Genomic DNA, 21,419 nt, shown 5'->3' with positions numbered 1-21,419 from the left:
CCTTCGGAACGGCCCTGCGGCTCATGTCTCTTCGCGCAGCAGGTAGCCCAGGCCGCGCAGCGTCATCAGCGCCGCGCCGGTGCCGGCGAGCTTCTTGCGGAGGCGATACACCACCACTTCGATCGCCTCGTACTGCACGTCGCCCTCGCCGGGAAAGACCAGCTCGAACAGGCGTTCCTTGGCCACCGCGTGACCGGGCTTCACCATCAGCGCCTTCAGCAGCGCGAGTTCGCGCGGAGTGAGCTCCAGGACCTCGGTGCGGTGGTAGATCGCGCCGCTGTCGGGCTCGCAGCGCAGGCCACCGACCTGCTGCGGACTGTTCGCCGACTCCGGCGCCGTACTCTGGTTGCGCCTGTGCAGCGCGCGGATGCGCGCCTCCAGCTCGTCGAGGTCGAAGGGCTTGGGCAGGTAGTCGTCAGCCCCGGTGTTGAGGCCGACCACGCGATCGCCGACCGTGCCCCGCGCGGTCAGCAGCAGCACCGGCGTGCGCAGGCCTTCGGCGCGCGCGCGGGCCAGAACCTGCAGGCCGTCCACGTTCGGCAGGCTCAGGTCGAGTGCCACCACGTCGGGCTCGAGGGCTCGCCACTGCGCGAGTGCCTGCGCGCCGTCGCCGCACAGGCGCACGTCGATCATGCGGCGGCCCAGCGTTCGCTGCAGGGTGGTTTGCATGGACGGATCGTCTTCGACTAGCAGCAGCCTCATCGCCGGAATTTCGGTGTTTACCCCAGTGTGCCGGACAGCCAACTGACAGCGGGGGGGCGCATCATAGCGGCGTTCCGCTTTCAAGATCCCCAAAGGAGACACGCATGCGTCGAGATACCTTTCTGAAGTCCATGGCCGCGCTGGCCGCCACCGGTGCCCTGCCGCTGTCGGCCTGGGCCGCTCCCAACGTCAAGATGATGATCCCGGCCAACCCGGGCGGCGGCTGGGACACCACCGGGCGGGCGCTGGGCAAGGCCATGACCGACGGCAAGCTCGCCGACACCGTCACCTACGACAACAAGGGCGGCGCCGCCGGTGCGCTGGGCCTGGCGCAGTTCGTCAACGGCTCCAAGGGCGACCCCAACGCGATGATGGTGATGGGCGCCGTGATGGTCGGCGGCATCATCACCGGCAAGCCGCCGGTGGACCTGTCCAAGGCCACGCCGCTGGCGCGCCTGACCAGCGAATACAACGTCTTCGTGCTGCCCGCCAACTCGCCGCTCAAGTCCATGGCCGACGTGGTCGAACAGCTCAAGAAGGACCCGGGCAGCGTCAAGTGGGGCGGCGGCTCGCGCGGCTCCACCGAGCACATCGCCGCGGCGATGATCGCGCAGAAGGTCGGTGTCGATCCCTCCAAGATCAACTACGTGGCCTTCCGCGGAGGCGGCGAGGCGACGGCCGCCATCCTGGGCGGCAACGTCACGGTCGGCGGCAGCGGCTACAGCGAATTCGCCGAGTACATCAAGACCGGCAAGATGAAGGCCATCGCCGTCACCTCGGCCCAGCGCCTGCCCGGCATCGACGTGCCCACGCTGAAGGAGCAGAAGATCGATGTCGAGATCGGCAACTGGCGCGGCGTGTACGGCGCGCCCGGCATCACGCCCGAGCAGCGCAAGGCCCTGATCGACCTGATCCTGGCCGCGCTCAAGACCCCCGCCTGGGGCGAGGCCATGAAGAAGAACGACTGGACCCCCGCCGTGCTGTCGGGCGACGCCTTCTCCAAGTTCGTCGACGAGGAGTTCGCGAGCCTGCGCGCGACCATGCACAAGTCCGGCATGGTCTGATCGGGGCCAGCGTGCCCAGGCGGCGGCGCGCCGGGATGCGGCGCGCGCCATTCCTTCCCGTTCACACGCGAGGTCCAGAACAATGTCCAACATCGACCCCACGCAGAGTGGGTTTGCGCAGCTCGATCCCGAGCCGCCGAAGGCCGCGGTCTGGCCGCAGACGCTGGTGGGCGTCGGCGTGCTGCTCACCGGGGTCGCGCTGGCCTGGGGTGCGACCGGCATCTCCTCCGAGGCCGGCTACAGCGGCGTCGGCCCCAACTTCCTGCCCTGGCTGGTCTCCGTCGCGCTGACCATCTGCGGCGCCTGGATCATCTGGGAATCCCGCACCGGCGGCTTTCGCGAGATGGACGCCTCCGAGAGCGAGCCCTGCTACTGGAGCGGCTTCGCCTGGGTCTCGGCCGGGCTGCTGCTCAACGCGGGGCTGATCACCATCATCGGCTTCATCCTCAGCTGCACGCTGTGCTACCTGCTTGCGGTGCAGGGCCTGCGGCGCTCGAAGGGGCAGGCCGGCGTCAATTCGCCGCGCACCTGGGTCATCGACATCGTCACAGGCCTGCTGATTTCGGCGCCCGTTTACTGGATGTTCACCAAGTTCCTGGCCATCAACCTGCCAGGCCTCACCGCAACGGGCTGGATCTGACATGGACATCTTCGCTGCATTGTTGCAAGGCTTCGCGGCCGCGATCACGCCCGCGAACCTGATGTGGTGCCTGGTGGGCTGCGCCCTGGGCACGGCGGTGGGCGTGCTGCCCGGCATCGGGCCGGCGGTGGCGGTGGCGATGCTGCTGCCCATCACCGGCAAGGTGGACATCACCGCCTCGATGATCTTCTTCTCGGGCATCTACTACGGCGCCATGTACGGCGGCTCCACCACCTCCATCCTGCTGAACACGCCCGGCGAAACGGCCAGCATGGTGACGGCGATGGAGGGCAACAAGATGGCCAAGAGCGGACGCGCCGGCGCCGCGCTGGCCACCGCGGCGATCGGCTCCTTCGTCGCCGGCAGCATCGCCACCGTGATCGTCACGCTCTTCGCGCCCTTCGTCGCCGAGTTCGCGGTCAAGCTGGGGCCGCCGGAATATTTCCTGCTGATGCTGCTGGCCTTCACCACCGTGAGCGCGGTGCTCGGCAAGAGCACGCTGCGGGGGCTGACGGCGCTGTTCATCGGCCTGGCGGTCGGCTGCATCGGGCTGGACCAGATCTCGGGCCAGGGCCGCTACACCGGCGGCATCTCCGAACTGCTCGACGGCATCGAGATCGTGCTGGTCGCGGTCGGCCTGTTCGCCGTGTCGGAAGTGCTCTACGCGGTGCTGTACGAAGGCCGCGTGGTCGAGACGCAGAACAAGCTCAGCCGCGTGCACATGACGGCGCGCGATTGGAAGCGCTCCATCCCGGCCTGGCTGCGCGGCACGGCCATCGGCACGCCCTTCGGCTGCATTCCGGCCGGCGGCACCGAGATCCCGACCTTCCTGAGCTACGCGACCGAGAAGAAGCTGGTCAAGGACCCGGTCGAGCGCGCCGAGTTCGGCACCAAGGGCGCGATCGAGGGCGTGGCCGGCCCGGAGGCCGCCAACAACGCCACCGTCACCGCCGCGCTGATCCCGCTGCTCACGCTGGGCATCCCGACCTCCAACACCACCGCCATCCTGCTGGGCGCCTTCCAGAACTACGGCATCCAGCCGGGGCCGCAGCTCTTCACCACCTCGGCCGCACTGGTGTGGGCGCTGATCGCCTCGCTCTACATCGGCAACGTCATGCTGCTGGTGCTGAACCTGCCGATGGTGGGCTTGTGGGTCAAGCTGCTCAAGATCCCGAAGCCGCAGCTCTACGCCGGCATCCTGATCTTCGCCACGGTGGGTGCCTACGGCATGCGCCAGAGCTCCTTCGACCTGGTGCTGCTCTACGCCATCGGCGTGCTGGGCGTGATCATGCGGCGCTTCGACTTCCCCACGGCACCGGTCGTGGTGGGCATGATCCTGGGCCCGCTGGCCGAGGCGCAGCTGCGCAACGCGATGTCGATCGGCGAGGGCAGCCCCGCCGTGTTCTTCCAGCGCCCGATGTCGCTGGTGCTGCTCCTGGTCGTGCTGGCGGTGCTGGTGCTGCCGCGCCTGGCCAAGTACATGAGCGACAAGAAGCTGCGCGCTGTGGCCGCCGGCTGAGCGGAGAGGACATCCCGCATTTGCGGGGTGCGGGACCCAACACGGGAGGTCCCTGATCGGCCATGATGTCGGGCGTCGTAGACACGCCCGGAGGACGTCATGTACATCTGGCCGTTCGAGGTGAGCGCATGGGAAGGCGAGGATGCGGCCGTGCTCGTCGCCCCGGACGAGCGGATGGCGTTGCGCGCGACCGCTGCGCTGCCGGAAGGGCTGGTCGCATTCCTGCAGGGTGAGCTGCGCGGCGGCCGCCTCGTGCTACCGGCCGACGCCGACTACGGCAAGCTGCGCAAGACCTACAACGCCCGCTTCGACGCGCTGCGGCCCGGCGGCATCGTCCAGTGCGTATCGGAGCAGGACGTGCGGGCCTCCCTCGAAGGCGTGCAGCGCTTCCAGGTGCCGTTTCGCTTGCGAGCCGGCGGGCATTCCTTCGCGGGCCAGTCCTCGCTGGGAGAGGGCGACGGCCTGCTGATCCTGCTGGCCGGGCTGAACGGCATCCGGGTCGATCCGCAATGCCTGGAAGCCGAGGTCGGCAGCGGCTGCACCTGCGGCGCGCTGCAGCAGGCGCTCGACGCGCACCAACTGCTGCTGCCGCTGGGCGGTGCGCCGGTCGGCATGGCCGGCTACGCGCAGGGCGGTGGCTTCGGCGAGATCTCGCGCAGCCTCGGCATGAACTCGGACCGGGTGCTGAGCGCTCGCGTGATGCTGGCCGACGGGCGCATTGTCGAGGCCAGCGAGAACCTCAACCACGATCTCTGGTGGGCCCTGCGGGGCGGCACCGGCGGCAACTTCGGCGTGCTGCTGTCCGTGCGTTACCGCCTGGAGCAAGCCCGCGAAAGCCACGGCTGGTCCTTTGCCTGGCCCATCGCCCAGGCCTCGGACAGGGCCCGCGCCATCGAGGCCCTGACGGTGCTGCAGGACCGCGTCGTGCACGGCAGCGGACCCGAACTCAATGCGTCGGCCGACCTGCGCCGCTGGCCGGCGGCCAACGGCGGCCCGCCGGAGATCCTGCGGCTCTTCGTCTGGGGCACCTGGTTCGGCAGCCAGGCCGACATGCAGGCCCTGCTGAAGCCCTTGGCGGACATTCCCGGCCAGCAGCCCTTCACCCAGTCGGGCACGAAGCGCATGCCCGTACTCCGGCAGGCGCGCTTCGTCTCCGAGCTGCCGCCTTCGCAATGGAAGGCGCTGGTGGACGATCATGCCGACCTGTCCAATCCAGCCTCGACCCTGACCCTGTCGGCCTGGGGCGGTGCCATCGCCGACTACCCGTTGGAGCAGAGCTCCTTCATCCATCGCCAGGCCGCCTTCAACATCTACGTGACCGGCTTCTGGGACGGCGCGGGAGACGAGCGGCGCATGCAGGCCTACCTGGCGCGCTGGCGCGCGTCCGTCGCACCCTGGTGGACCGGCGGCATCTACCAGAACTTCGCCGATCTCGATGCGCCGGACTACCGCGCCAGCTACTGGGGCGAGGCTTTCCCGGCGCTGCTGGCCGTCAAGCGGAAGTACGACCCTGCCGGCCTGTTCCGCGTCTCCCAGGGCATCGAGGCACCGCTCGGCGGATGCGAGCCGCCCAGGTGGCCGCCGAAGGTGGTCGACTGGCTCGGCAGGCCGGTGGAAGTTTGACATTGCGGGCGTACAGTGCGGGACCACCGGTGCAGGAGATGACGACGTGCTGATCTGCAGTCACTGCCAGGCGAGCAATCCCGAGGGCGGCCGATTCTGCCAATCGTGCGGCATCGCCCTGGAGCTGCCGTGCACGGCCTGCGGCGCCGCCAACCCGGTTTCCGCGCGTTTCTGCGGCCAATGCGGCGCGTCGCTCGCCCCGGCATCCGCGCCGCCCGCGCCATCGAGCGGCGTGCCGCTCGCGCAGCAGTGCGAGCGCAAGCACGTGACCGTGCTCTTCGCCGACATCCGCGGCTCCACCGAGCTGATCGAGGCGCTGGACCCCGAGGCCGCCATGGGCCAGCTCGACCCCGCGCTGGACGCGATGGCCGCGGCGGTGACGCGCTTCGGCGGCATGGTCAACTCGGTGCGCGGCGACGGCATCATGGCCCTGTTCGGCGTGCCGGTGGCCTGCGAGGACCATGCGGTGCGCGCCTGCCTGGCGGCCGGCGCGATGCTGGAGGCGCAGCGGCTGGCCAACGACCCGAAGGTGCAGATCCGGGTCGGCCTGGACAGCGGCGAAGTCGTCATCCGGCCCACCGGCAGTGATGCCTACGACTACGACGCCGCCGGCGTGATCGCGCATCTGGCGAACCGCGCCGAGCAGCAGGCCGCGCCCGGCACGGCCTTGATGACCGGCCGCACCGCGCGGCTGGCACGCGGCCACGTGGCCGTGGCGTCGCTGGGTCGCCGGCCGATCAAGGGCCTGTCCGAACCGCTCGAGCTGTTCCAGCTGCAGAGCGCCGTGGCGCGTCCCGCTTGGGAGGCCCGCTGTTCCGCGCATGCATTGAGCGGCTTCGTCGGCCGCAGCAACGAATTCGCGCAGCTGCGCGCCGCCATGGATCGCGCCGCGCTCGGCAGCGGGCAGGTCGTGGTGGTCGCGGCCGACGCGGGTTTCGGCAAGTCGCGCCTGGTGCACGAGTTCCTGCGCGAGCAGCGCAGCGGCAGCTGGAACGTGCTGCGCGTCGCAGCCTTGTCCCACGCGGCGGGTGCGCCCTACAGCCTGGCGGCAGAGTTGCTGCGCTCCCTGCTCGGTGTGGACGTGGCCGACGAGCGTGTGGAGGTGGCGCGCAAGCTGGACCACACCCTGGCGCTGATCGATCCCGAGCACCGCACCGACCTCGCGCCCCTGCAGTCGCTGCTGGACCTGCCGCTGCGGGACGAGGCGTGGCTCGCGCTCGCGCCGCCGCAGCGCCGCAGCCGTTCGATCGCGGCGCTGCGCACCGTGGTGCTGCGCGAAGCGGCGCTGCGGCCCCTCATCCTCCTGGTGGAGGACTACCACTGGGCCGACCTGCCGAGCGCCGAGGTGCTCGATGCCGTGGTCGAGGGCATGGGCGCCGCCCGGCTGCTGCTGCTGGTGACCACGCGCCCCGACCGCTACCCGCCCTGGACGCGTCGCCGCTACTGCCTGCAGCTGCAACTGCCCGCGCTCGAACCCGAGAACGCCGCGGTGCTGCTGGACGACCTGATCGATGCCTCCGCGCAGCTGGCGCCGCTGCGCCGGCAGATCCTCGAGCGCGCGGGCGGCGTGCCCTTGTTCCTCGAGGAGCTGGCGCGCTCGCTGGCCGACGGCGGCATGGCCTCTGCCGCGACGGCGGGCGGGGACGGCTTCGTGGTGCCGGCCTCTGTGCAGGCCGTGATCGCCGCGCGCATCGACCGGCTGCGTCCGTCCGCGCGCCGGCTGCTGCACACGGCCTCGGTGATCGGCAAGGACGTGCCCTTCCACCTGCTCGAGGCGGTCGCCGGCCTGCCGCGACCGGAGCTCGAGGCCGAGATCGCCGAGCTCCAGTCGCTCGAATTCCTCTACGAGCTCGACCTGGCCGCGGGTCGCGAATACACCTTCCGCCACGTGCTCATCCAGACCGCGGCCTACGAGGAGATGCTGCGCAAGACCCGGCGCGACATGCATGCGCGCGTGATGCAGGCGATGGAGCAGCTCTTCGCCGGCCGGCTCGACGAATGGACCGAGCGCCTGGCCGACCATGCCCTGCGCGGCGAGGCCTGGCGCGCCGCGGTCGCCTATGCGCTCAAGGCCGGGGATCGCGCGACCGGACGCTGGGCCTGGCGCGAGGCGATCGGCTTCTACGAGCGGGCCATCGAGGCCATCACCCACCTGCCGCAGGATGCCGAGGCCATCCGCACCGCGATCGAGGCCCGCCTGCGCCTGCGGGTGGCGTTGCCGGGCGTGGCCGATCTGCCGCGCATCGCGCGCTGCCTGGACGAGGCGAAGGCGCTGGCGCTATCCGCCGGCATGCCGCAGCGCCTGGCCGAAATCGACACCAGCCAGTGCCTCACCCTCACCAAGATGGGCCTGCTGCAGCCAGCCATCGACGCCGGCCGCCACGGCTACGCGCAGGCCCGCGAGCTCGGCGACAAGGCCGCCTTCCTCAACGCCAGCTTCGCGCTCGCGCAGGCCTTCTGGTATCACGGCGAGTTCGGCCAGGCCGAGGCGCTCCTGACCGACCGGCTGCACGAGATGCTCGGCGAGCTGCGGCTGCGCAACACCGGAACCACCGGCACCGCCTCCGTGCTGTCCCTCGTCTGCCTGTCGAAAACGCGGGCCATCACCGGCCAGGCGGAGCGGGCCCGCGCCACCATCGCGCATGCGCGCCGCATCGCGCAGGACATGAACAAGCCTTTCGACATCTGCTACAGCGGCGTCGGCCTCGGCTTCTGCCAACTGCTCGAGGGCGATGCGGCCGGTGCCGCGGCAACGCTGGAGGAATCGCTGCGCTTGGCGCGCTCGGCCGACATCGCGCTGCTGATTCCCTCGTCCCAGCGCTACCTGGGCCGGGCCTATGCGCTGAGCGGCCGGCTCGAGGAGGCCCGGGTGCTGCTCGACGATGCCATTGCCCGCACCGGCAGCTCGGGCCTGTTGGGCATGCAGCTGTGGTCGCTGGCGGCGCTCGGCCAGCTGCAGTTGCTGGGGCCATCGCCCCGCGATGCGGCGCAGACCCTCGACGACACCCTGGCGCTCGCGCGCCGGCACGGCTTCAGGCCGTTGGTGGCCCACCTGCTGCGCTTGCTCGGCCGGATGCAGGCCCTGGAAGGGCATGGCGGCGAGGCCAGCTACCGCGATGCCATTGCCCTGGCCGACTCGATGGGCATGGCGCCCGAAGCGGAAGAGGCCCGCCGCGAGCTGCAGGCTTTGCGGGTGCACCACGGCACGCGTGCCGCGACTTGAGAATTGCAGCAAGGTCACCTAGTCTTTTGGTTCACAGTCAGGAGCGTCCCCATGCCGAAAAGCAGCGTCAAGAAGAATCCGAAGAACGACAAGACGAAGAACAGGTTCGTTGTCGATCTCGGAGGGTTGGACCTCTCCGAAGCCGACCGCCGGTCGGTCGCCGCGGCGATCCAGGGGGCGGTGCTCGCGCACTTGGCCGCCAAGCATCCCCTGCCGCCGAAGCCCGTCCAGATGCTCGACAGCGGCGGCATCGCAGGGATGTTCATTCCCGATCCGGAGCCCGACCCGGGTCCCGGCAACTACAAGTGAAGGACGTCTCCGGCGAGGCGCTGTGCCCGAGCGCGCCGGCCGCGCCGGGTGCCGCGCTGATCGGCGTGGTGGGCGCGGACGCGCGCGTGGTGCGCCTGATCACGCCGCTCACGATCGACGCGTCCTTCGTCGCCGCGGCCCATCGCGACGGCGCGGCCCCGGAGCGCCGCTTCCGCTTCGCGTCGCCGTGCCAGGAGGGCCGCTGCGCGCATTGGGCCGGGGAGCAGTGCGGCCTGATCGGACAGTTGCAACATGCCGCCGCCGGGATGGTCGAGCAGGAAGAGGAGGGCACCGGATCGCTGCCTCCCTGTCCCATCCGCGCGCGGTGCCGGTGGTGGCAACAGCGCGGGCGCGATGCCTGCGCGGTCTGCGCGCTGGTGGTGACGGACCAGCGTCCGGTGCCTTGAAAGCGGAGGTCGGCGGCCGCGTGCAGCGCCGCCGGCATCCTCACTCGCTGGCCGGTTGGCCTGCAGCGCTCGCCGTGCTCGCGGTCTCGCGGCCGCGGCGTTCCATGCGTGCGACTTCCGCGGCGTACTCCGGCCCATTGCGCAGGCGCTGGTACATCGCCATGCGTGCACGGTTGTCGGCGCGCGTCGGGTCGTAGCCTTCGCGGTAAGCGGTCTGCCCGAGGCCGGCGCGCAGCCACAGGTTCAGGTCGGCCACCGTCTCGGCGCGGCTCACTGCACCGGTCGGGGCATCGGCCGGGCCGACGCGCAGCTCCTGCGGCGTCCTGGCGCTGGTCGCGGCCGAGGCCACGTAGCCGGACATCACGTCCGAACGGCTTGCCATGCTGGCGGTGGTGGGGACCGGTGCGCCGACCCATGCTTCCGCGGGGACCGTCTGGGCCGACGCGAAGCCGGCCCATGCGAGCAGCGAGAGGGCGAGAACTTGCTTGGCATTCATGATGATTCTCCTGAGCTGGTGGTATGTCGTGGGCACTGCAAATCTCCGTGCCCACGGATGCCAATGTCTCGCAAACCGGCCAGCAGGGCTGTGCGTTTGCGCACAGCTTTCATCAAGAGGTCGCCGTCGTAGCGTCTTGTGGTGCCGGCAACGGTGCCGCTGGATCCACGAGTCCCTGGAGACGAAGTTCGCGCCAGAAGTCTGCCGGCACGTCGAGATTCAGTGCGGCCCGATCCTCGGCGATCCGGCCCGGTTGGCTGGCCCCGGGAATGACTGCTGCCACCGCCGGGTGCGACAGCGCGAACTGCAGTCCGGCCGCCTTCATGCTGACGCCGTGGCGATCGGCAATGGCCTTGATGCGCGCGACCTTGTCCTTGATCTCCGTCGTGATGGGCGCGTACTCGAAGTTCGGCCCGCCGACCAGCGCCCCCGAGCTGTAGGGCCCACCCACGACGATGCCCAGACCCCGCTGCAGCACGCGAGGCATCACCCGCTGCAACGCGCGGGAGTGATCGAGCAGCGTGTATCGCCCCGCAAGAAGAAAGCCATCGGGACGAGGCTCTTCGAGGTCGAGCAGCAGCTCGATCGGTTCCACGCGATTGACGCCGAGTCCCCATGCCTTGATCACGCCTTCGTCGCGCAGGCGGTCCAGCGTCCGGAAGGCACCCTTGCGTGCGGTTTCGAAAACGGCGAGCCACTCGTCGCCGTAGAAGTCCTGTGCGACGTCGTGGACCCAGACAATCTCGACGTGATCCGTCTTCAGCCGCGCGAGGCTGTCGTCGATGGAACGCAGCGTCGCATCGGCCGAGTAGTCGTTGACGATCCTGTTGGGGCGGCCGTGCTTGAAGACCTCGCCCTTTTCGCCGAGGTCGCGCGCGTTCACGTCCTCCACCTCATCGAGGATCAGGCGGCCGACCTTGGTGCTGATCACGTAGTCCTGCCGCGGCCGGTCGGCCAGCGCTTCGCCCATGCGGATCTCCGCCAGCCCCGCGCCATAGAACGGCGCGTTGTCGAAGTACCGGATGCCATCGTTCCACGCCGCATCGACCGTGGCCCGTGCCTCGGCTTCGGGAATCGCGCGGAACATGTTGCCGAGCGGCGCCGTGCCGAAGCCGAGCTTGCCCGGAAGAAGGTCCTTCAATGCCATGGTTCGGTCCCCTTGGTGCTGCACCCGCCGCAGTCTAGGAGGACCCGACCTGCGGGAACAGTGTCCGGGGCGCGGATTTACCGCATTTAACCCGCATGCACGCCTCGACCGTCTAGCCTTCGTTCATCGGCGGAAACGCTTGTGCGGCAGTGCGTCCTGCGACGCAATGGAGGTTTCATGTTCGAGAAAGCCTATGCCGCGCAATGTGCGGCCTGCGAGAACTGCGCAAAGGCGGAACTGGCCCGCCGGCGCCACAACCTGGCCCTGTTCTCCCTGGCACTGGGCACCTTCTGCATCGGCACATCGGAGTTCGCGAGCATGGGAATCCTGCAGCTGTTCTCCGCGAGCTTCGGCGTGGGTATTCCGACGGCGACGCACGCGATCACCGCGTATGCCGTCGGCGTCGTCATCGGCGGGCCTGTGGTGACGCTTGCCGCGGCGCGCATGAACCGCCGAACGTTGCTGCTTGCCTTGATCGGGCTGTTCGTCGCGGGCAACTTGTTGTCGGCGATGGCCCCCACGCTGGAAGCGATGGCCGCGGCGCGATTCGTCAGCGGCATCCCCCAGGGCGCGTACTTCGGTGCCGGGGCGGTCGTGGCCTCCCACTTCGTGGGGAAAGGGCAGGGCGGCAAGGCTTTCGCGCTGGTGATGACGGGTCTGACGATCGCCACGATCTTCGGGTCTCCCCTGGCGACGCTTCTGGGACAGCAGCTCGGGTGGCGTCAGACCTACGTAGCCGTCGCCGCCGCCGGTGGATTGTCCTGGCTCGCCCTGTGGGCCTGGGTGCCGCGCACGGATGAACTTCGCGGTGGTCCGGTCGGGCAGGAGCTGGTGGCCCTCGGCCGGCGCAGCGTGTGGGCGATGATGGTCGTGGCCGCTCTCGGCGTGGCGAGCATCTTCGCGGTCTACACCTTCATCGGGCCGCTCGTCACCGACGTCAACCGGTTGAGTGCATCCACGGTGCCGATCGCGCTCGGCATCTTCGGCATCGGCATGACCGTGGGCAACCTCATCGGAGGCCGGCTGGCCGATCGCTTCGAATCGCTGGGCCTGTTCTGCGGCTTCGGGCTGGCGCTGATCGTGCTGGCCGTGCTGGGTTGGCAAGGCGAGAACCCCTGGGTCCTCATGGGCGCGCTCTTCGGCGTCGGCGCAGCCATCATGGCGGCCATTCCGACCATTCAGGTGCGCCTGACGGCGTTCGCGCCCGAAGCACCGACGCTGATGGGCGCCATGAATCTTGCGGCACTCAACGTGGCGAATGCGCTGGGCGCCTGGGCGGGCAGCCTGGTGATTGCGAGCCATGGCCTGCTGTCGTGCGTGTGGGCTGGATTCGCACTGACCCTGGCCGGGCTGCTGGCCTACGTGATCACCGTCGGGCGCTCGGCACGCCCGGATCGCGGCTACCGCGCGATGACGGCGCCGCAATGACTGTGCTGCGCAGCTGGGCTACTCCGCCCGCCAGGCCGGCAACCGCCATCCCAGCAGCATGGCCAGCACCCGCAGCAGCGTCGCCGTCCCGGCTGCCGCCACCAGCCCCAGCCACTGCGGCATTGCCAACTGCTCGGCCCCGACCACGAGCCACCCGCCGACGAAGGCGCACAGCGCATACGGCCGGTGATCGCTGAACGCCCGCGGGATCTCGTTGCAGACGATATCGCGCAGCACCCCGCCGCACACCGCCGTCACCAGCCCCATCAGCACCGCCACGATCGCCGGCTGTCCCGCGCCCAGCGCGATCTGCGTGCCGCCGGCGGCGAAGAGACCGAGGCCCAGCGCGTCCGGCCACTGCATGGCCCGCTCGGTGAGCGCGAAGTGGCGCGAGCGCATGAAGAACATCGCGGCGACGCACAGCGCCAGCAGCACCCACAGCCAGCCCGCGTGCTGGACCCAGAAGAAGGGCCGGCGGTCCAGCAGCACGTCGCGCAGCGTGCCGCCGCCGAAGGCCGCCAGCCCGGCCACCACGCATACGCCCACTGCGTCGAGCCGCTTGCGCGCCGCCTCCATCAGGCCCGAGAGCGCGAAGGCGAGCGTGGCGGCCGCCTCGATCGCGATCTGGGCGTGGGAGAGGGACAGCACCTGGGACAGCGGCAGGCTCGACATGTCGGTGATGGTGGCGTGGACGAGGTGCAGATGGTAGATCGCTGTTACTGACAGGCCGTGCCTGCCATGGCAGGATGATCGCCGCCCACCGCCACACCACCCCCTCCGCCATGCCGCTGAAACAGCAGATCCGCTTCTGCACCGCGCCCGACGGCGTGCGGCTGGCCTACGCGACGGCGGGCCACGGACCGCCGTTGCTGAAGGTGGGCAACTGGATGTCGCACCTGGAGTTCGACCTCACCAGCCCGGTCTGGGGCCATGTGCTGGAAGCGCTGTGCGCCACCCGCACCCTGGTGCGCTACGACCAGCGCGGCACCGGCCTGTCGGACCGCGAGATCGAGCAGATGTCCTTCGAGATCTGGCTGAAGGACATCGAGACGGTGGCCGATGCCGCCGGCCTCGCGCGCTTTCCGATGCTGGCGATGTCGCAGGGCGTGAGCCTCGCCATCGCCTATGCGGCACGCCACCCCGAGCGGGTGAGCCACCTGGTGCTGCAGGGCGGCTACGCGCGCGGGCGCCGGATGCGCGGCGGCGGCCAGGCGCTGGACGAAGAGGCCGACACGCAGGCCAAGCTGATCGAGATCGGCTGGGGCCGGTCGGATCCGGCATTCCGCCAGTTCTTCACCAGCCAGTTCCTGCCCGAGGGCACGCCGGAGCAGCACCGCTGGTTCAACGAGCTGGAGAGCGTCTCGACCTCGCCGAAGACCGCGGCGCGCATGCTGCGCGAGTTCGACCGCATCGACGTCACGGCCCTGCTGCCGCAGGTGCGCTGCCCCACGCTGGTGCTGCATTCCACCGGCGACCTGCGCGTGCCCTTCGACGAGGGACGCATCATCGCCGGCGGCATCGCGCAGGCCCGCTTCGTGCCGCTGCACAGCGCCCACCACCTCGTGCTCGCGCAGGACGCGGTCTGGCCGCGCTGGGTGGAGGAGGTGCGCGACTTCCTCGCGGGCGGCGATGGCGGCACGCCCGATCCCGCGCTGGCCAGCCTGACCGCGCGCGAGCGCGAGGTGCTGGAGCTCATCGCCCAGGGCCGCGACAACGCGCAGGTGGCGGCGGCGCTGCAGCTCAGCGAGAAGACGGTGCGCAACCACATCACCAGCGTGTTCGCCAAGCTGCAGGTCGAGAACCGGCCGCAGGCCATCGTGCGCGCGCGCGAAGCCGGGCTGGGCCGCGCCGGCTGAGAACACGTTCTGACGGCCCACCCCGGACCAGGGTCCCGGGTCCCGGGCCGTAAAACGCCGCGCCATGCGCCGATCCGGGACCGTGGCCTCATCGCCGCGAACGGCGCGCCTTCGAACAATGGATGGACCCTCACCACCCTCGTGTCAAAGGAGCCCACCATGTCTTCCGTCCAGACCGTGCCCTCCGCTACCTCCGCCTCGCGCTACGCGCGCTGCGTCGAGAACTCCAAGCGCATCCGCTGGGACATCGACCGCGACGTGATCCGCGACCGCGCCTTCGCGCCCGGCGAGAAGTTCCTGCCCGACAGCCTGTCGATGGTCGAGCGCCTAGCCGATCTGCTGAACCCCGAGGAGCGCCGCTTCCTCGGCCGCATCCAGGGCCGCACCTACGCCAACATGTTCGCGCTGGTCGAGCGCTACGTCGGCGCCAAGATGCTGGAGCTGAGCCGCGACCACTGGCTCGGCGACCAGGACGCGATGGAGGCGCTGGTTCGCTTCACCGACGAGGAGCTCAAGCACCAGGCGCTGTTCCGCCGCATCGAGGCGCTGGCCGCGCGCATCATGCCGGTGGGCTACCTGTTCGGGCCGGAGCCCAACATGGTCGCGCAGTTCGTGCTCGGCAAGTGCACCTGGGCGGTGCTTGCGCTGACCTGCCACCTCGAGCTGGTCACGCAGGTGCATTACCGCGAAAGCATCGGCACCGACCCCGAGGTCTCGCCGCTCTTCAAGGACGTGTTCCTCTTCCACTGGAAGGAGGAGTCGCAGCATGCGGTGGTGGACGAGCTCGAATGGCTGCGCGAGGACGCGAAGCTGGATGCCGACGAGCGCGACCGGGCGGTCGACGACTTCATCGCGCTGGTCATCGGCGTGGACGGGATGCTGCAGGCCCAGGCCGATGCGGACGCGCGCTACTTCGTGGCTTGCGGGCCGCAGCCTGGCGTGCACGGACCCGAGGCGGCCGAGCGGATCCGCGCATCCCTGCTGGCGGCCTACCGGTGGCAGTACATCCTCTCGGGCGCCGCGCAGCCGCATTTCAACGAGCTGCTGTCCAGCCTGATCACGCCGGCGCAGGGGCAGCGCATCCACGCGGCGCTGGCGGGGCTGCAATGAGCCCGTTGCAGGGCGTGCTGGCTGCGCTGCGCAAGCGCTGGCTGGCCGCCGGGCGCGACGAGCCGACGCAAAGCGAGGCCGACGTGCTGCGCGGCCTCGGGCTGGCCCGATGGGAGCGCGTGTCCTACCAGGTCGGCGCGTCCGGGCGCGTGAGGGTCGTGCACCAGGGCGCCACGCCCGACCCGGTGCGCCTGCTGGCCCGCCCTGCGTCGCGGCATTGACGAACAGCGGGCCAGGCTGGCCCGACGCGCGCCGGCGCACGATCTCCTAAAAAAGCGGAAATCCGACATTCAGGTCGGTGAACGGGTCCCTATCTTCGAGTTGTCGAGCCGCTGCGGCCTGCCTTGTGGGCGCGGCGCGGACATCTCCACCCATCCGATTTTCGTTGACCTCATGAACACACTGATCAAGTCGCGCTGAGCGGCCTCGCCCATCCCATTCCATCCTCCCTTGCAGGCAGAACCGACATGAAATCCCCATCCAGACGCCTGGCGATCGCGGCCGCCGCGAGCGTTGCAGCGCTTGCCTCGTTCTCGCTTCCCCTCCATGCCCAGACCCAGACCCTGGCGCCGGCCGACGGCCCCCGCAACGCGGCCGAAGACCTGTCCATCCGGCCCTTCCGCGCCAACATCCCCGAAGCGGCCATCGCCGACATGCGTCAGCGCATCGCTGCCGCGCGCTGGCCCGACCGTGAGACCGTGAACGATCGCTCCCAGGGCGTGCAGCTGGCCGGCTTCCAGCAGCTCGTGCGCTACTGGGGCACCGACTACGACTGGCGCAAGGCCGAAGCCAGGCTCAATGCCTACCCGCAGTTCGTCACCCGCATCGACGGGCTGGACATCCACTTCATCCACGTGCGTTCGCGCCACCCCAACGCGATGCCGCTGATCGTCACCCACGGCTGGCCCGGCTCGGTGTTCGAGCAGCTCAAGATCATCGGTCCGCTGACCGACCCCACCGCCTACGGCGGCCGCGCCGAGGACGCCTTCGACGTCGTGATCCCCTCCATGCCCGGTTACGGCTTCTCCGGCAAGCCCACCGGCACCGGCTGGGGCCCGGAGCGCATGGCCGGCGCCTGGGACGTGCTGATGAAGCGCCTGGGCTACGACCACTACGTCGCGCAGGGCGGCGACTGGGGCTCGGTGGTGGCCCAGGCCCAGGGCCGCCAGGCGCCCAGGGGGCTGCTGGGCATCCACGTGAACATGCCCGCCACCGTGCCGGCCAGCATCGCCAAGGCGCTCAAGGCCGGCGAGCCGGCGCCGGCGGGCCTGTCGGCCAAGGAGAAGGCCGCCTACGAGTCCATGAACAGGCTCTACACCCGCGGCGGCGGCTATGCCGGGATCATGGTGACGCGACCGCAGACGCTGGGCTACAGCCTGTCCGATTCGCCCGTCGGGCAGGCGGCGTTCTTCTACGACAAGTTTGCCGACTGGACCTACAGCGGCGGCGTGCCCGAGCGCACGCTCAGCCGCGACGAGATGCTGGACGACATCACGCTGTACTGGCTCACCAACACCGCCACATCCGCCTCGCAGCTGTACTGGGAGAACAACAACAACAACTTCAACGTGGTGGAGCAGCGCACCCGCGAGATCAAGGTGCCGGTGGGCGTGACGGTGTTCCCCGGCGAGATCTACCAGGCGCCGCAGTCCTGGGCGAAGAAGGCCTATCCCCGGCTGACCTACTTCAACGAGGTCGACAAGGGCGGCCACTTCGCGGCCTGGGAAGAGCCTCAGCTGTTCGCGCAGGAGCTGCGCGCCGCATTCAAGTCGCTGCGGTGACCGGCGTCGAGCTACACCCCGTCCAGGAGAAATCATGAAGAAGCAAGTCATCGGGATCCGGTCCCACGTCATCCAACCGCAAGCACTTGCTGATGAAGCGCCTCGGCTACACGCACGACGTGGCGCAGGGCGGCGACTGGGGTGACGCGATCTCTGGACAAGGGCGGGCACTTTGCGGCCCGGGAGCAGCCTGCCGTGTTGGCCCAGGAGATCCGGGCCGCTTTCAGAAGCCTTCGGGTGTAAGGCCCGTCCCTTTCCCGGTCTTTTGCATGCCGACGTGCGTGTGGTACCAGGCGGCCGCCTGCATGCGCGAGGCCAGGTCGAGCCGATCGAGGATGCGTGCGACGTGGCGCTTGACGGTGTGCGGGCTCAGGTCCAGGGATCTGGCGATCAACTTGTTGCTTTGGCCGCCAGCCAGCAACGTGAGAACCTCGAGTTCCCGGCCGCTGAGGCCCGCATGGTCGGCGGTCGGGTCCGATGGCCGTTCGTTCGAGTCGGCCTTGAAGCGCTTCGCCGTCTCGACCCATTCGTGCAGGGCCGCCAGCCCCTCCTCGGGCGCGGCACTTCCCCACGAGGCGAGCGCGAGCTGGGTGAGGCTGGGCAGGCCGGTAAGCAGGACCTGGCCCACATTGCCGCCGGCCGCTACCCGCTCGATCAGCGGCGCCAGCGCTCGCCAGGCGGCTGGCGGCGAGCCATCGGCAAGTTCGGCAAGCGCAAGCTGTGTCCGAACCGTCGCATCGAGGCTGTTCGTGTCAACGACGGCTGATGTCGCCGCCAGCTCGCGAAGCATCGCCAAGGCTTCGCCGGTGCGCCCCTCATGCAAGGCCAACTGCGCCTCGACTGTACGTATGATCATCCGCATGTTGGGGTTCTCACGGCCTCCGTCGGCCTGGAGCGCCGGCAAGTGACGCTGCACGTTCGGCCAGTCGCCAATGGCCGCCAAAGCCCGTATGGCGTTCGAAAGGTGTTGCAGCGGCAGCTCGCCGGAGCGTTCCAGCAGGGACGCTTGCTCGATGATGTCGCCGCAGGTCGTGCGCACAGCTTCCCTGTGGTCGCAGGCGACCTGGTGCATGAGCCTCAACGTCAGCAGCCGAATGCGCAACCCTGCAGGCTGGCCCAGCCACTGCGAGTCTTCCTCGATCCTCTGGAACGCGGCCTCCAGCTCGCTCATCCTGCCCTGCCAGAGTAGCAGCCAGGCTTCCGTCAGGTTCGCGTACGTTTGAAGAGGCCAGTGCCCCTCGCCTGCGGCGGCCCTGGCGCCGCCGATCACGCGCTGGATCTGGGCTATCACGCCGGGGCGGTTGATGAACTTGTTGATGCGGGCCATGCAGCGAAACCACAATGCCGCGCTGCCGCCTCCTTGCACGAGCAGATCGACCACCTTGGCAAGGTGCTTGCCAGGCCCATCGGCAGGGCCGTGGTGGCCTTCGTACCAGAAGTCGAGCAGTTCGCTCAGGGTCTCGGTTTCGAGGTCCATCGGCCGTGAGCGAACAGCCTGGCTCAAGCGCCGGGCTTCCTCCATGTCGCCGCAGAAGAGCATCGACAGCCCTTGCATCGCCCGTGCACGCTGCGCGTCGTCGCATCGTCCCGATGCGTCGAAGCCGGCCGCGGCATGCGCCATCTCCGAGCGCACTTTGGCGTACTGGTATTGCGACCAGGCACACAGGCCGCGGGCACAGGCCAACGAGGGCGAACTGGCCTGCATGGCGGTCGGGAACTGCTCGACGATGCGGATGACCTGGGCACCTTCGTCGGAGGCCAGCATGCTTGCCGTCACGTCGGTCAGACACTGCTCGGCCTCCTCCCAGGCGCCTGCGCGCAGGTACATGAGCGTGCGGCGCAGAGGATCTGCTTCGCCTTGCGCGGCGCGGCGCAGCAGCGCCGGGACCTCTTCCGGGTGGGCCTTGCGCAGGCGCTCCTCCAGGAAGTCGCGGAAGAGATCGTGCAGGCGCAGCGTCAATTCCTCGCTGTCGAGCACCGAGCTGAACAGGCGGCGCCGCTCGATGTCCTCCAGCAGCCGGGCCGCGTGAGGGCTGCCGCTGATTTGCTCGCAGCGCCTCTCAGTGAGTTCGGGCAGGACCGAGCAGCGCAACAGGAACTCCTGCATTTCGCCTGGCAGCCGTTCGAAGACTTCGCTGGCCAGGTAGTCGAACAGGTGGCGGCGGCTGTGCCGGGGGCCTTTCAGCGCCGTGGCGGCCGATTGTTTCGGCGCTTCGAGGCTCAGGCTGAGCCCGGCGGCCCAGCCCTGGGTGCGGGCGAGAAGGCGATCAGCCTGCTCGGGGTCGTCCTCGCCAGTGACATGGCGCCACAGATCCTCTACTTCCTTTCGCGAGAAGCTCAGAGCTGTCTCGTCGAACTCGGCCACTTCGCGCCTTGCCCGCCAGCGCCCCAGCGCGAGCGGCGGCTCCACGCGCGAGGCGATCACCAACGTCCAGTTCTGCGGCAGGTCTTCGAGGAGCTCGGTCAGGAACTCGAAGACGCGGGGGTCCGCGACGGCATGCAGGTCGTCCAGCACGATCACCCCCTCTGCCGTGTCGGTGGCATCTAGCGCGTTGAGCAACGCTGTCGCCGCCTCTCTCAACCGGCCCTGGACCACCAGATCGAGCACGGCTTCGCGCGCCAGGCGCCACGGCAGATCCAGGGGCTCCAGCGCCTCGATCAGGTGGGACAGGAGCCGCTGGAGATCGTCGTCCTCGTCCGCGGTGAGCCAGGCGACGGCGCAGCCTGGCGCAAGCCGCTGCAGCTGGCGCGACAGCGCGGCCGTCTTGCCATAGCCCGCCGGCGCCACGAGCAGAACGAGACGTCGGCGCACCAAGGCGGTGCCGAGGCGCTGCTCGAGTTCTCCGCGCTCGATCAGGCCGCCGCGGAACCGAGGGGTCTGAATCTTGGCCTTGGTGAGACTGATCGATTGCATACCTGGCTCAAATATAGATAAGCGCCAGCGGCGACAGCAAGGACTGCGACGGAGTGGGTTCGAGCGCCGACGTGTGCGCGCCCGAGAACACGATGGGATGACCGCGGGATAACGATGTTGGAGAGGGATTGCCCTGGTTCGAATAATGCATTCGGGGAACCGAGATGCAACAATTTGCCTGCTTCTTCATCGCATGTCTGGCGGCCCTCATGCTGCCGTCGGCTGCATACGCCGACAGTTTTCCCGACAAGCCTGTCACGCTGGTTGTGGCTTTCCCGCCTGGCGGGTCCTCTGATGTGATAGCGCGCACCCTGGCCGCCGAAATGGAGGAGCACCTGGGCCAGCCGATGATCGTGGAGTACCACCCCGGCGCCGGCGGCAACATCGCTGCCAAGTTCGTTGCGCGTGCCCCTGCCAACGGCCACACACTGCTGATCGGCACCTCCGGGCCGCTCGCCACCCATGCCGTTCTCTATCGCAATCTCGACTATGACCCGGTCAAGAGCTTTGCGCCAGTCATCCAGGTCGGTCAATTGCCCAACCTTGTCATGGTGCACCCGTCGGTACCGGCCAGCGACTTGAAGGAGTTGGTCGCCTATGCCCAGGCCAACCCTGGCAAGCTGAGCTACGCCTCCTCGGGCAACGGCAGCGCCTCGCACCTTGGGGGCGTGCTTTTCAGTTCGAAGACGGGCATCGACCTGCTGCACGTTCCATACAAGGGCGCGGCGCCCGCGCTCAACGACGTGCTGGGTGGCCAGATCAGCATGAGCTTCACGGATGTACTCGCGGCCCTGCCGCATGTCAGGGTCGGCAAGCTGAAGGCGCTTGGTATCGCCAGCGCTACGCGCTCGTCGGCGCTGCCCGAAGTGCCGACGCTCGCCGAGCAAGGGCTGCAAGGCTACGAGGTCAGCGTGTTCTTCGGCATCGTGGCGCCGGCCGGCACGCCGGCGGATCGCGTGAAAAAGCTCAACCGCGCCTTCGCCGAGGTATTGGCCGTGCCCAAGGTGAAGCAGCAGTTGGCTGCCCAGGGGCTTGAGCCGCCGCCGGCCACCACGCCAGATCAGCTTGCGAAGTTCATCGCGGCGCAGATGCAGCTGTGGGCTCCGGTGATCCGGCAGTCCGGTGCGCAGATCGATTGAGGACGAAAGCCTCCTGGGCACCGATGCCGGTGTAAGGCCTCGGCCATTCGTCGTGTTGGCG

General features: G+C 69.3%; 18 protein-coding genes. 13 read left to right on the top strand and 5 right to left on the bottom strand.

Annotated elements, in window-relative coordinates:
- Positions 1-21: 21 nt before the first annotated feature.
- Positions 22-702 carry a response regulator transcription factor gene (locus tag A8M77_RS22175; RefSeq protein WP_086923672.1) on the bottom strand — a complete coding sequence of 227 codons (681 nt, stop codon included), beginning with the start codon at positions 700-702 and terminating at the stop codon, positions 22-24.
- A gap of 104 nt (positions 703-806) precedes the next feature.
- Here A8M77_RS22175 and A8M77_RS22170 point away from each other — a divergent pair, with 104 nt between their 5' ends.
- The 7 genes from A8M77_RS22170 to A8M77_RS22140 all read left to right on the top strand — a co-directional run bounded on the left by A8M77_RS22170 (position 807) and on the right by A8M77_RS22140 (position 9,487).
- Positions 807-1,766, top strand: coding sequence for a Bug family tripartite tricarboxylate transporter substrate binding protein (locus A8M77_RS22170; protein WP_086923671.1), 960 nt, complete (start codon positions 807-809; stop codon positions 1,764-1,766).
- Positions 1,767-1,848: 82 nt separating this feature from the next.
- On the top strand, positions 1,849-2,406 hold the full coding sequence (locus tag A8M77_RS22165) for a tripartite tricarboxylate transporter TctB family protein (RefSeq protein ID WP_086923670.1): 558 nt from the start codon (positions 1,849-1,851) through the stop codon (positions 2,404-2,406).
- Between the two features lies 1 nt (position 2,407).
- Complete coding sequence (locus tag A8M77_RS22160) at positions 2,408-3,925, top strand: tripartite tricarboxylate transporter permease (RefSeq protein WP_086923669.1); 1,518 nt, start codon at positions 2,408-2,410, stop codon at positions 3,923-3,925.
- A 99-nt stretch (positions 3,926-4,024) separates the two neighbouring features.
- Positions 4,025-5,548 carry an FAD-binding oxidoreductase gene (locus tag A8M77_RS22155; protein WP_086923668.1) on the top strand — a complete coding sequence of 508 codons (1,524 nt, stop codon included), beginning with the start codon at positions 4,025-4,027 and terminating at the stop codon, positions 5,546-5,548.
- A gap of 46 nt (positions 5,549-5,594) precedes the next feature.
- Positions 5,595-8,771, top strand: a complete 3,177-nt coding sequence (locus A8M77_RS22150; RefSeq protein ID WP_158100970.1) for an adenylate/guanylate cyclase domain-containing protein — start codon at positions 5,595-5,597, stop codon at positions 8,769-8,771.
- Positions 8,772-8,822: 51 nt separating this feature from the next.
- Positions 8,823-9,080, top strand: a complete 258-nt coding sequence (locus tag A8M77_RS22145; RefSeq protein ID WP_086923666.1) for a hypothetical protein — start codon at positions 8,823-8,825, stop codon at positions 9,078-9,080.
- Positions 9,077-9,487 carry a hypothetical protein gene (locus tag A8M77_RS22140; protein WP_086923665.1) on the top strand — a complete coding sequence of 137 codons (411 nt, stop codon included), beginning with the start codon at positions 9,077-9,079 and terminating at the stop codon, positions 9,485-9,487. The genes A8M77_RS22145 and A8M77_RS22140 overlap by 4 nt, the downstream gene beginning before the upstream one ends.
- A 40-nt stretch (positions 9,488-9,527) precedes the next feature.
- Here the strand turns inward: A8M77_RS22140 and A8M77_RS22135 are convergent, their stop codons facing one another.
- Together A8M77_RS22135 and A8M77_RS22130 are read right to left on the bottom strand one after the other, a co-directional pair.
- On the bottom strand, positions 9,528-9,983 hold the full coding sequence (locus A8M77_RS22135) for a hypothetical protein (protein WP_192871656.1): 456 nt from the start codon (positions 9,981-9,983) through the stop codon (positions 9,528-9,530).
- 112 nt (positions 9,984-10,095) lie between these two features.
- Positions 10,096-11,130, bottom strand: a complete 1,035-nt coding sequence (locus tag A8M77_RS22130) for an aldo/keto reductase (protein ID WP_086923664.1) — start codon at positions 11,128-11,130, stop codon at positions 10,096-10,098.
- A 177-nt stretch (positions 11,131-11,307) separates the two neighbouring features.
- Here A8M77_RS22130 and A8M77_RS22125 point away from each other — a divergent pair, with 177 nt between their 5' ends.
- Positions 11,308-12,558 (top strand): MFS transporter, encoded by a 1,251-nt coding sequence (locus A8M77_RS22125; protein ID WP_086923663.1) that lies wholly within the window; start codon positions 11,308-11,310, stop codon positions 12,556-12,558.
- An 18-nt stretch (positions 12,559-12,576) separates the two neighbouring features.
- Here A8M77_RS22125 and A8M77_RS22120 read toward each other — a convergent pair whose 3' ends face one another.
- Positions 12,577-13,230 carry a trimeric intracellular cation channel family protein gene (locus A8M77_RS22120; protein ID WP_086923662.1) on the bottom strand — a complete coding sequence of 218 codons (654 nt, stop codon included), beginning with the start codon at positions 13,228-13,230 and terminating at the stop codon, positions 12,577-12,579.
- 74 nt (positions 13,231-13,304) lie between these two features.
- On the opposite strand from A8M77_RS22120, the gene A8M77_RS37275 reads away from it, so the two are divergent.
- The 4 genes from A8M77_RS37275 (at position 13,305) to A8M77_RS22100 (ending at position 17,305) form a co-directional block, all read left to right on the top strand.
- Complete coding sequence (locus A8M77_RS37275; RefSeq protein WP_272947449.1) at positions 13,305-14,414, top strand: alpha/beta fold hydrolase; 1,110 nt, start codon at positions 13,305-13,307, stop codon at positions 14,412-14,414.
- 159 nt (positions 14,415-14,573) lie between these two features.
- The gene (locus A8M77_RS22110; RefSeq protein ID WP_086923661.1) at positions 14,574-15,524 is read left to right on the top strand and encodes a hypothetical protein; all 951 of its coding nucleotides are present in this window, start codon (positions 14,574-14,576) and stop codon (positions 15,522-15,524) included.
- Positions 15,521-15,745 (top strand): hypothetical protein, encoded by a 225-nt coding sequence (locus tag A8M77_RS22105; protein ID WP_143694719.1) that lies wholly within the window; start codon positions 15,521-15,523, stop codon positions 15,743-15,745. Before A8M77_RS22110 ends, A8M77_RS22105 begins: the two co-directional genes overlap by 4 nt.
- A 246-nt stretch (positions 15,746-15,991) precedes the next feature.
- Entirely contained in the window at positions 15,992-17,305 is a 1,314-nt protein-coding gene (locus tag A8M77_RS22100; RefSeq protein ID WP_086923659.1) for an epoxide hydrolase family protein, read from the top strand.
- Positions 17,306-17,528: 223 nt separating this feature from the next.
- On the opposite strand, the gene A8M77_RS22095 is transcribed toward A8M77_RS22100, so the two are convergent.
- A complete protein-coding gene (locus tag A8M77_RS22095) occupies positions 17,529-20,219 on the bottom strand; it encodes a helix-turn-helix transcriptional regulator (RefSeq protein ID WP_086923658.1) in 2,691 nt (896 codons plus the stop codon).
- A 164-nt stretch (positions 20,220-20,383) separates the two neighbouring features.
- Between A8M77_RS22095 and A8M77_RS22090 the strand changes: the two genes are divergently transcribed.
- Complete coding sequence (locus A8M77_RS22090; protein WP_086923657.1) at positions 20,384-21,358, top strand: Bug family tripartite tricarboxylate transporter substrate binding protein; 975 nt, start codon at positions 20,384-20,386, stop codon at positions 21,356-21,358.
- Positions 21,359-21,419: the final 61 nt, after the last annotated feature.

The organism is Variovorax sp. JS1663 (assembly GCF_002157355.1).
Lineage (GTDB): Bacteria > Pseudomonadota > Gammaproteobacteria > Burkholderiales > Burkholderiaceae_C > Variovorax.
Note: the sequence above shows the minus strand (reverse complement) of the source record. Positions and strands in the feature narration are given on the sequence as shown.

Bases quoted from the DNA above. Each gene is read 5' to 3' on its own strand.
- A8M77_RS22175 (WP_086923672.1), bottom strand. From the start codon at position 702: ATGAGGCTGCTGCTAGTCGAAGACGATCCGTCCATGCAAACCACCCTG.
- A8M77_RS22170 (WP_086923671.1), top strand. From the start codon at position 807: ATGCGTCGAGATACCTTTCTGAAGTCCATGGCCGCGCTGGCCGCCACC.
- A8M77_RS22165 (WP_086923670.1), top strand. From the start codon at position 1,849: ATGTCCAACATCGACCCCACGCAGAGTGGGTTTGCGCAGCTCGATCCC.
- A8M77_RS22160 (WP_086923669.1), top strand. From the start codon at position 2,408: ATGGACATCTTCGCTGCATTGTTGCAAGGCTTCGCGGCCGCGATCACG.
- A8M77_RS22155 (WP_086923668.1), top strand. From the start codon at position 4,025: ATGTACATCTGGCCGTTCGAGGTGAGCGCATGGGAAGGCGAGGATGCG.
- A8M77_RS22145 (WP_086923666.1), top strand. From the start codon at position 8,823: ATGCCGAAAAGCAGCGTCAAGAAGAATCCGAAGAACGACAAGACGAAG.
- A8M77_RS22135 (WP_192871656.1), bottom strand. From the start codon at position 9,983: ATGAATGCCAAGCAAGTTCTCGCCCTCTCGCTGCTCGCATGGGCCGGC.
- A8M77_RS22130 (WP_086923664.1), bottom strand. From the start codon at position 11,130: ATGGCATTGAAGGACCTTCTTCCGGGCAAGCTCGGCTTCGGCACGGCG.
- A8M77_RS22125 (WP_086923663.1), top strand. From the start codon at position 11,308: ATGTTCGAGAAAGCCTATGCCGCGCAATGTGCGGCCTGCGAGAACTGC.
- A8M77_RS22120 (WP_086923662.1), bottom strand. From the start codon at position 13,230: ATGTCGAGCCTGCCGCTGTCCCAGGTGCTGTCCCTCTCCCACGCCCAG.
- A8M77_RS37275 (WP_272947449.1), top strand. From the start codon at position 13,305: ATGATCGCCGCCCACCGCCACACCACCCCCTCCGCCATGCCGCTGAAA.
- A8M77_RS22110 (WP_086923661.1), top strand. From the start codon at position 14,574: ATGTCTTCCGTCCAGACCGTGCCCTCCGCTACCTCCGCCTCGCGCTAC.
- A8M77_RS22105 (WP_143694719.1), top strand. From the start codon at position 15,521: ATGAGCCCGTTGCAGGGCGTGCTGGCTGCGCTGCGCAAGCGCTGGCTG.
- A8M77_RS22100 (WP_086923659.1), top strand. From the start codon at position 15,992: ATGAAATCCCCATCCAGACGCCTGGCGATCGCGGCCGCCGCGAGCGTT.
- A8M77_RS22095 (WP_086923658.1), bottom strand. From the start codon at position 20,219: ATGCAATCGATCAGTCTCACCAAGGCCAAGATTCAGACCCCTCGGTTC.
- A8M77_RS22090 (WP_086923657.1), top strand. From the start codon at position 20,384: ATGCAACAATTTGCCTGCTTCTTCATCGCATGTCTGGCGGCCCTCATG.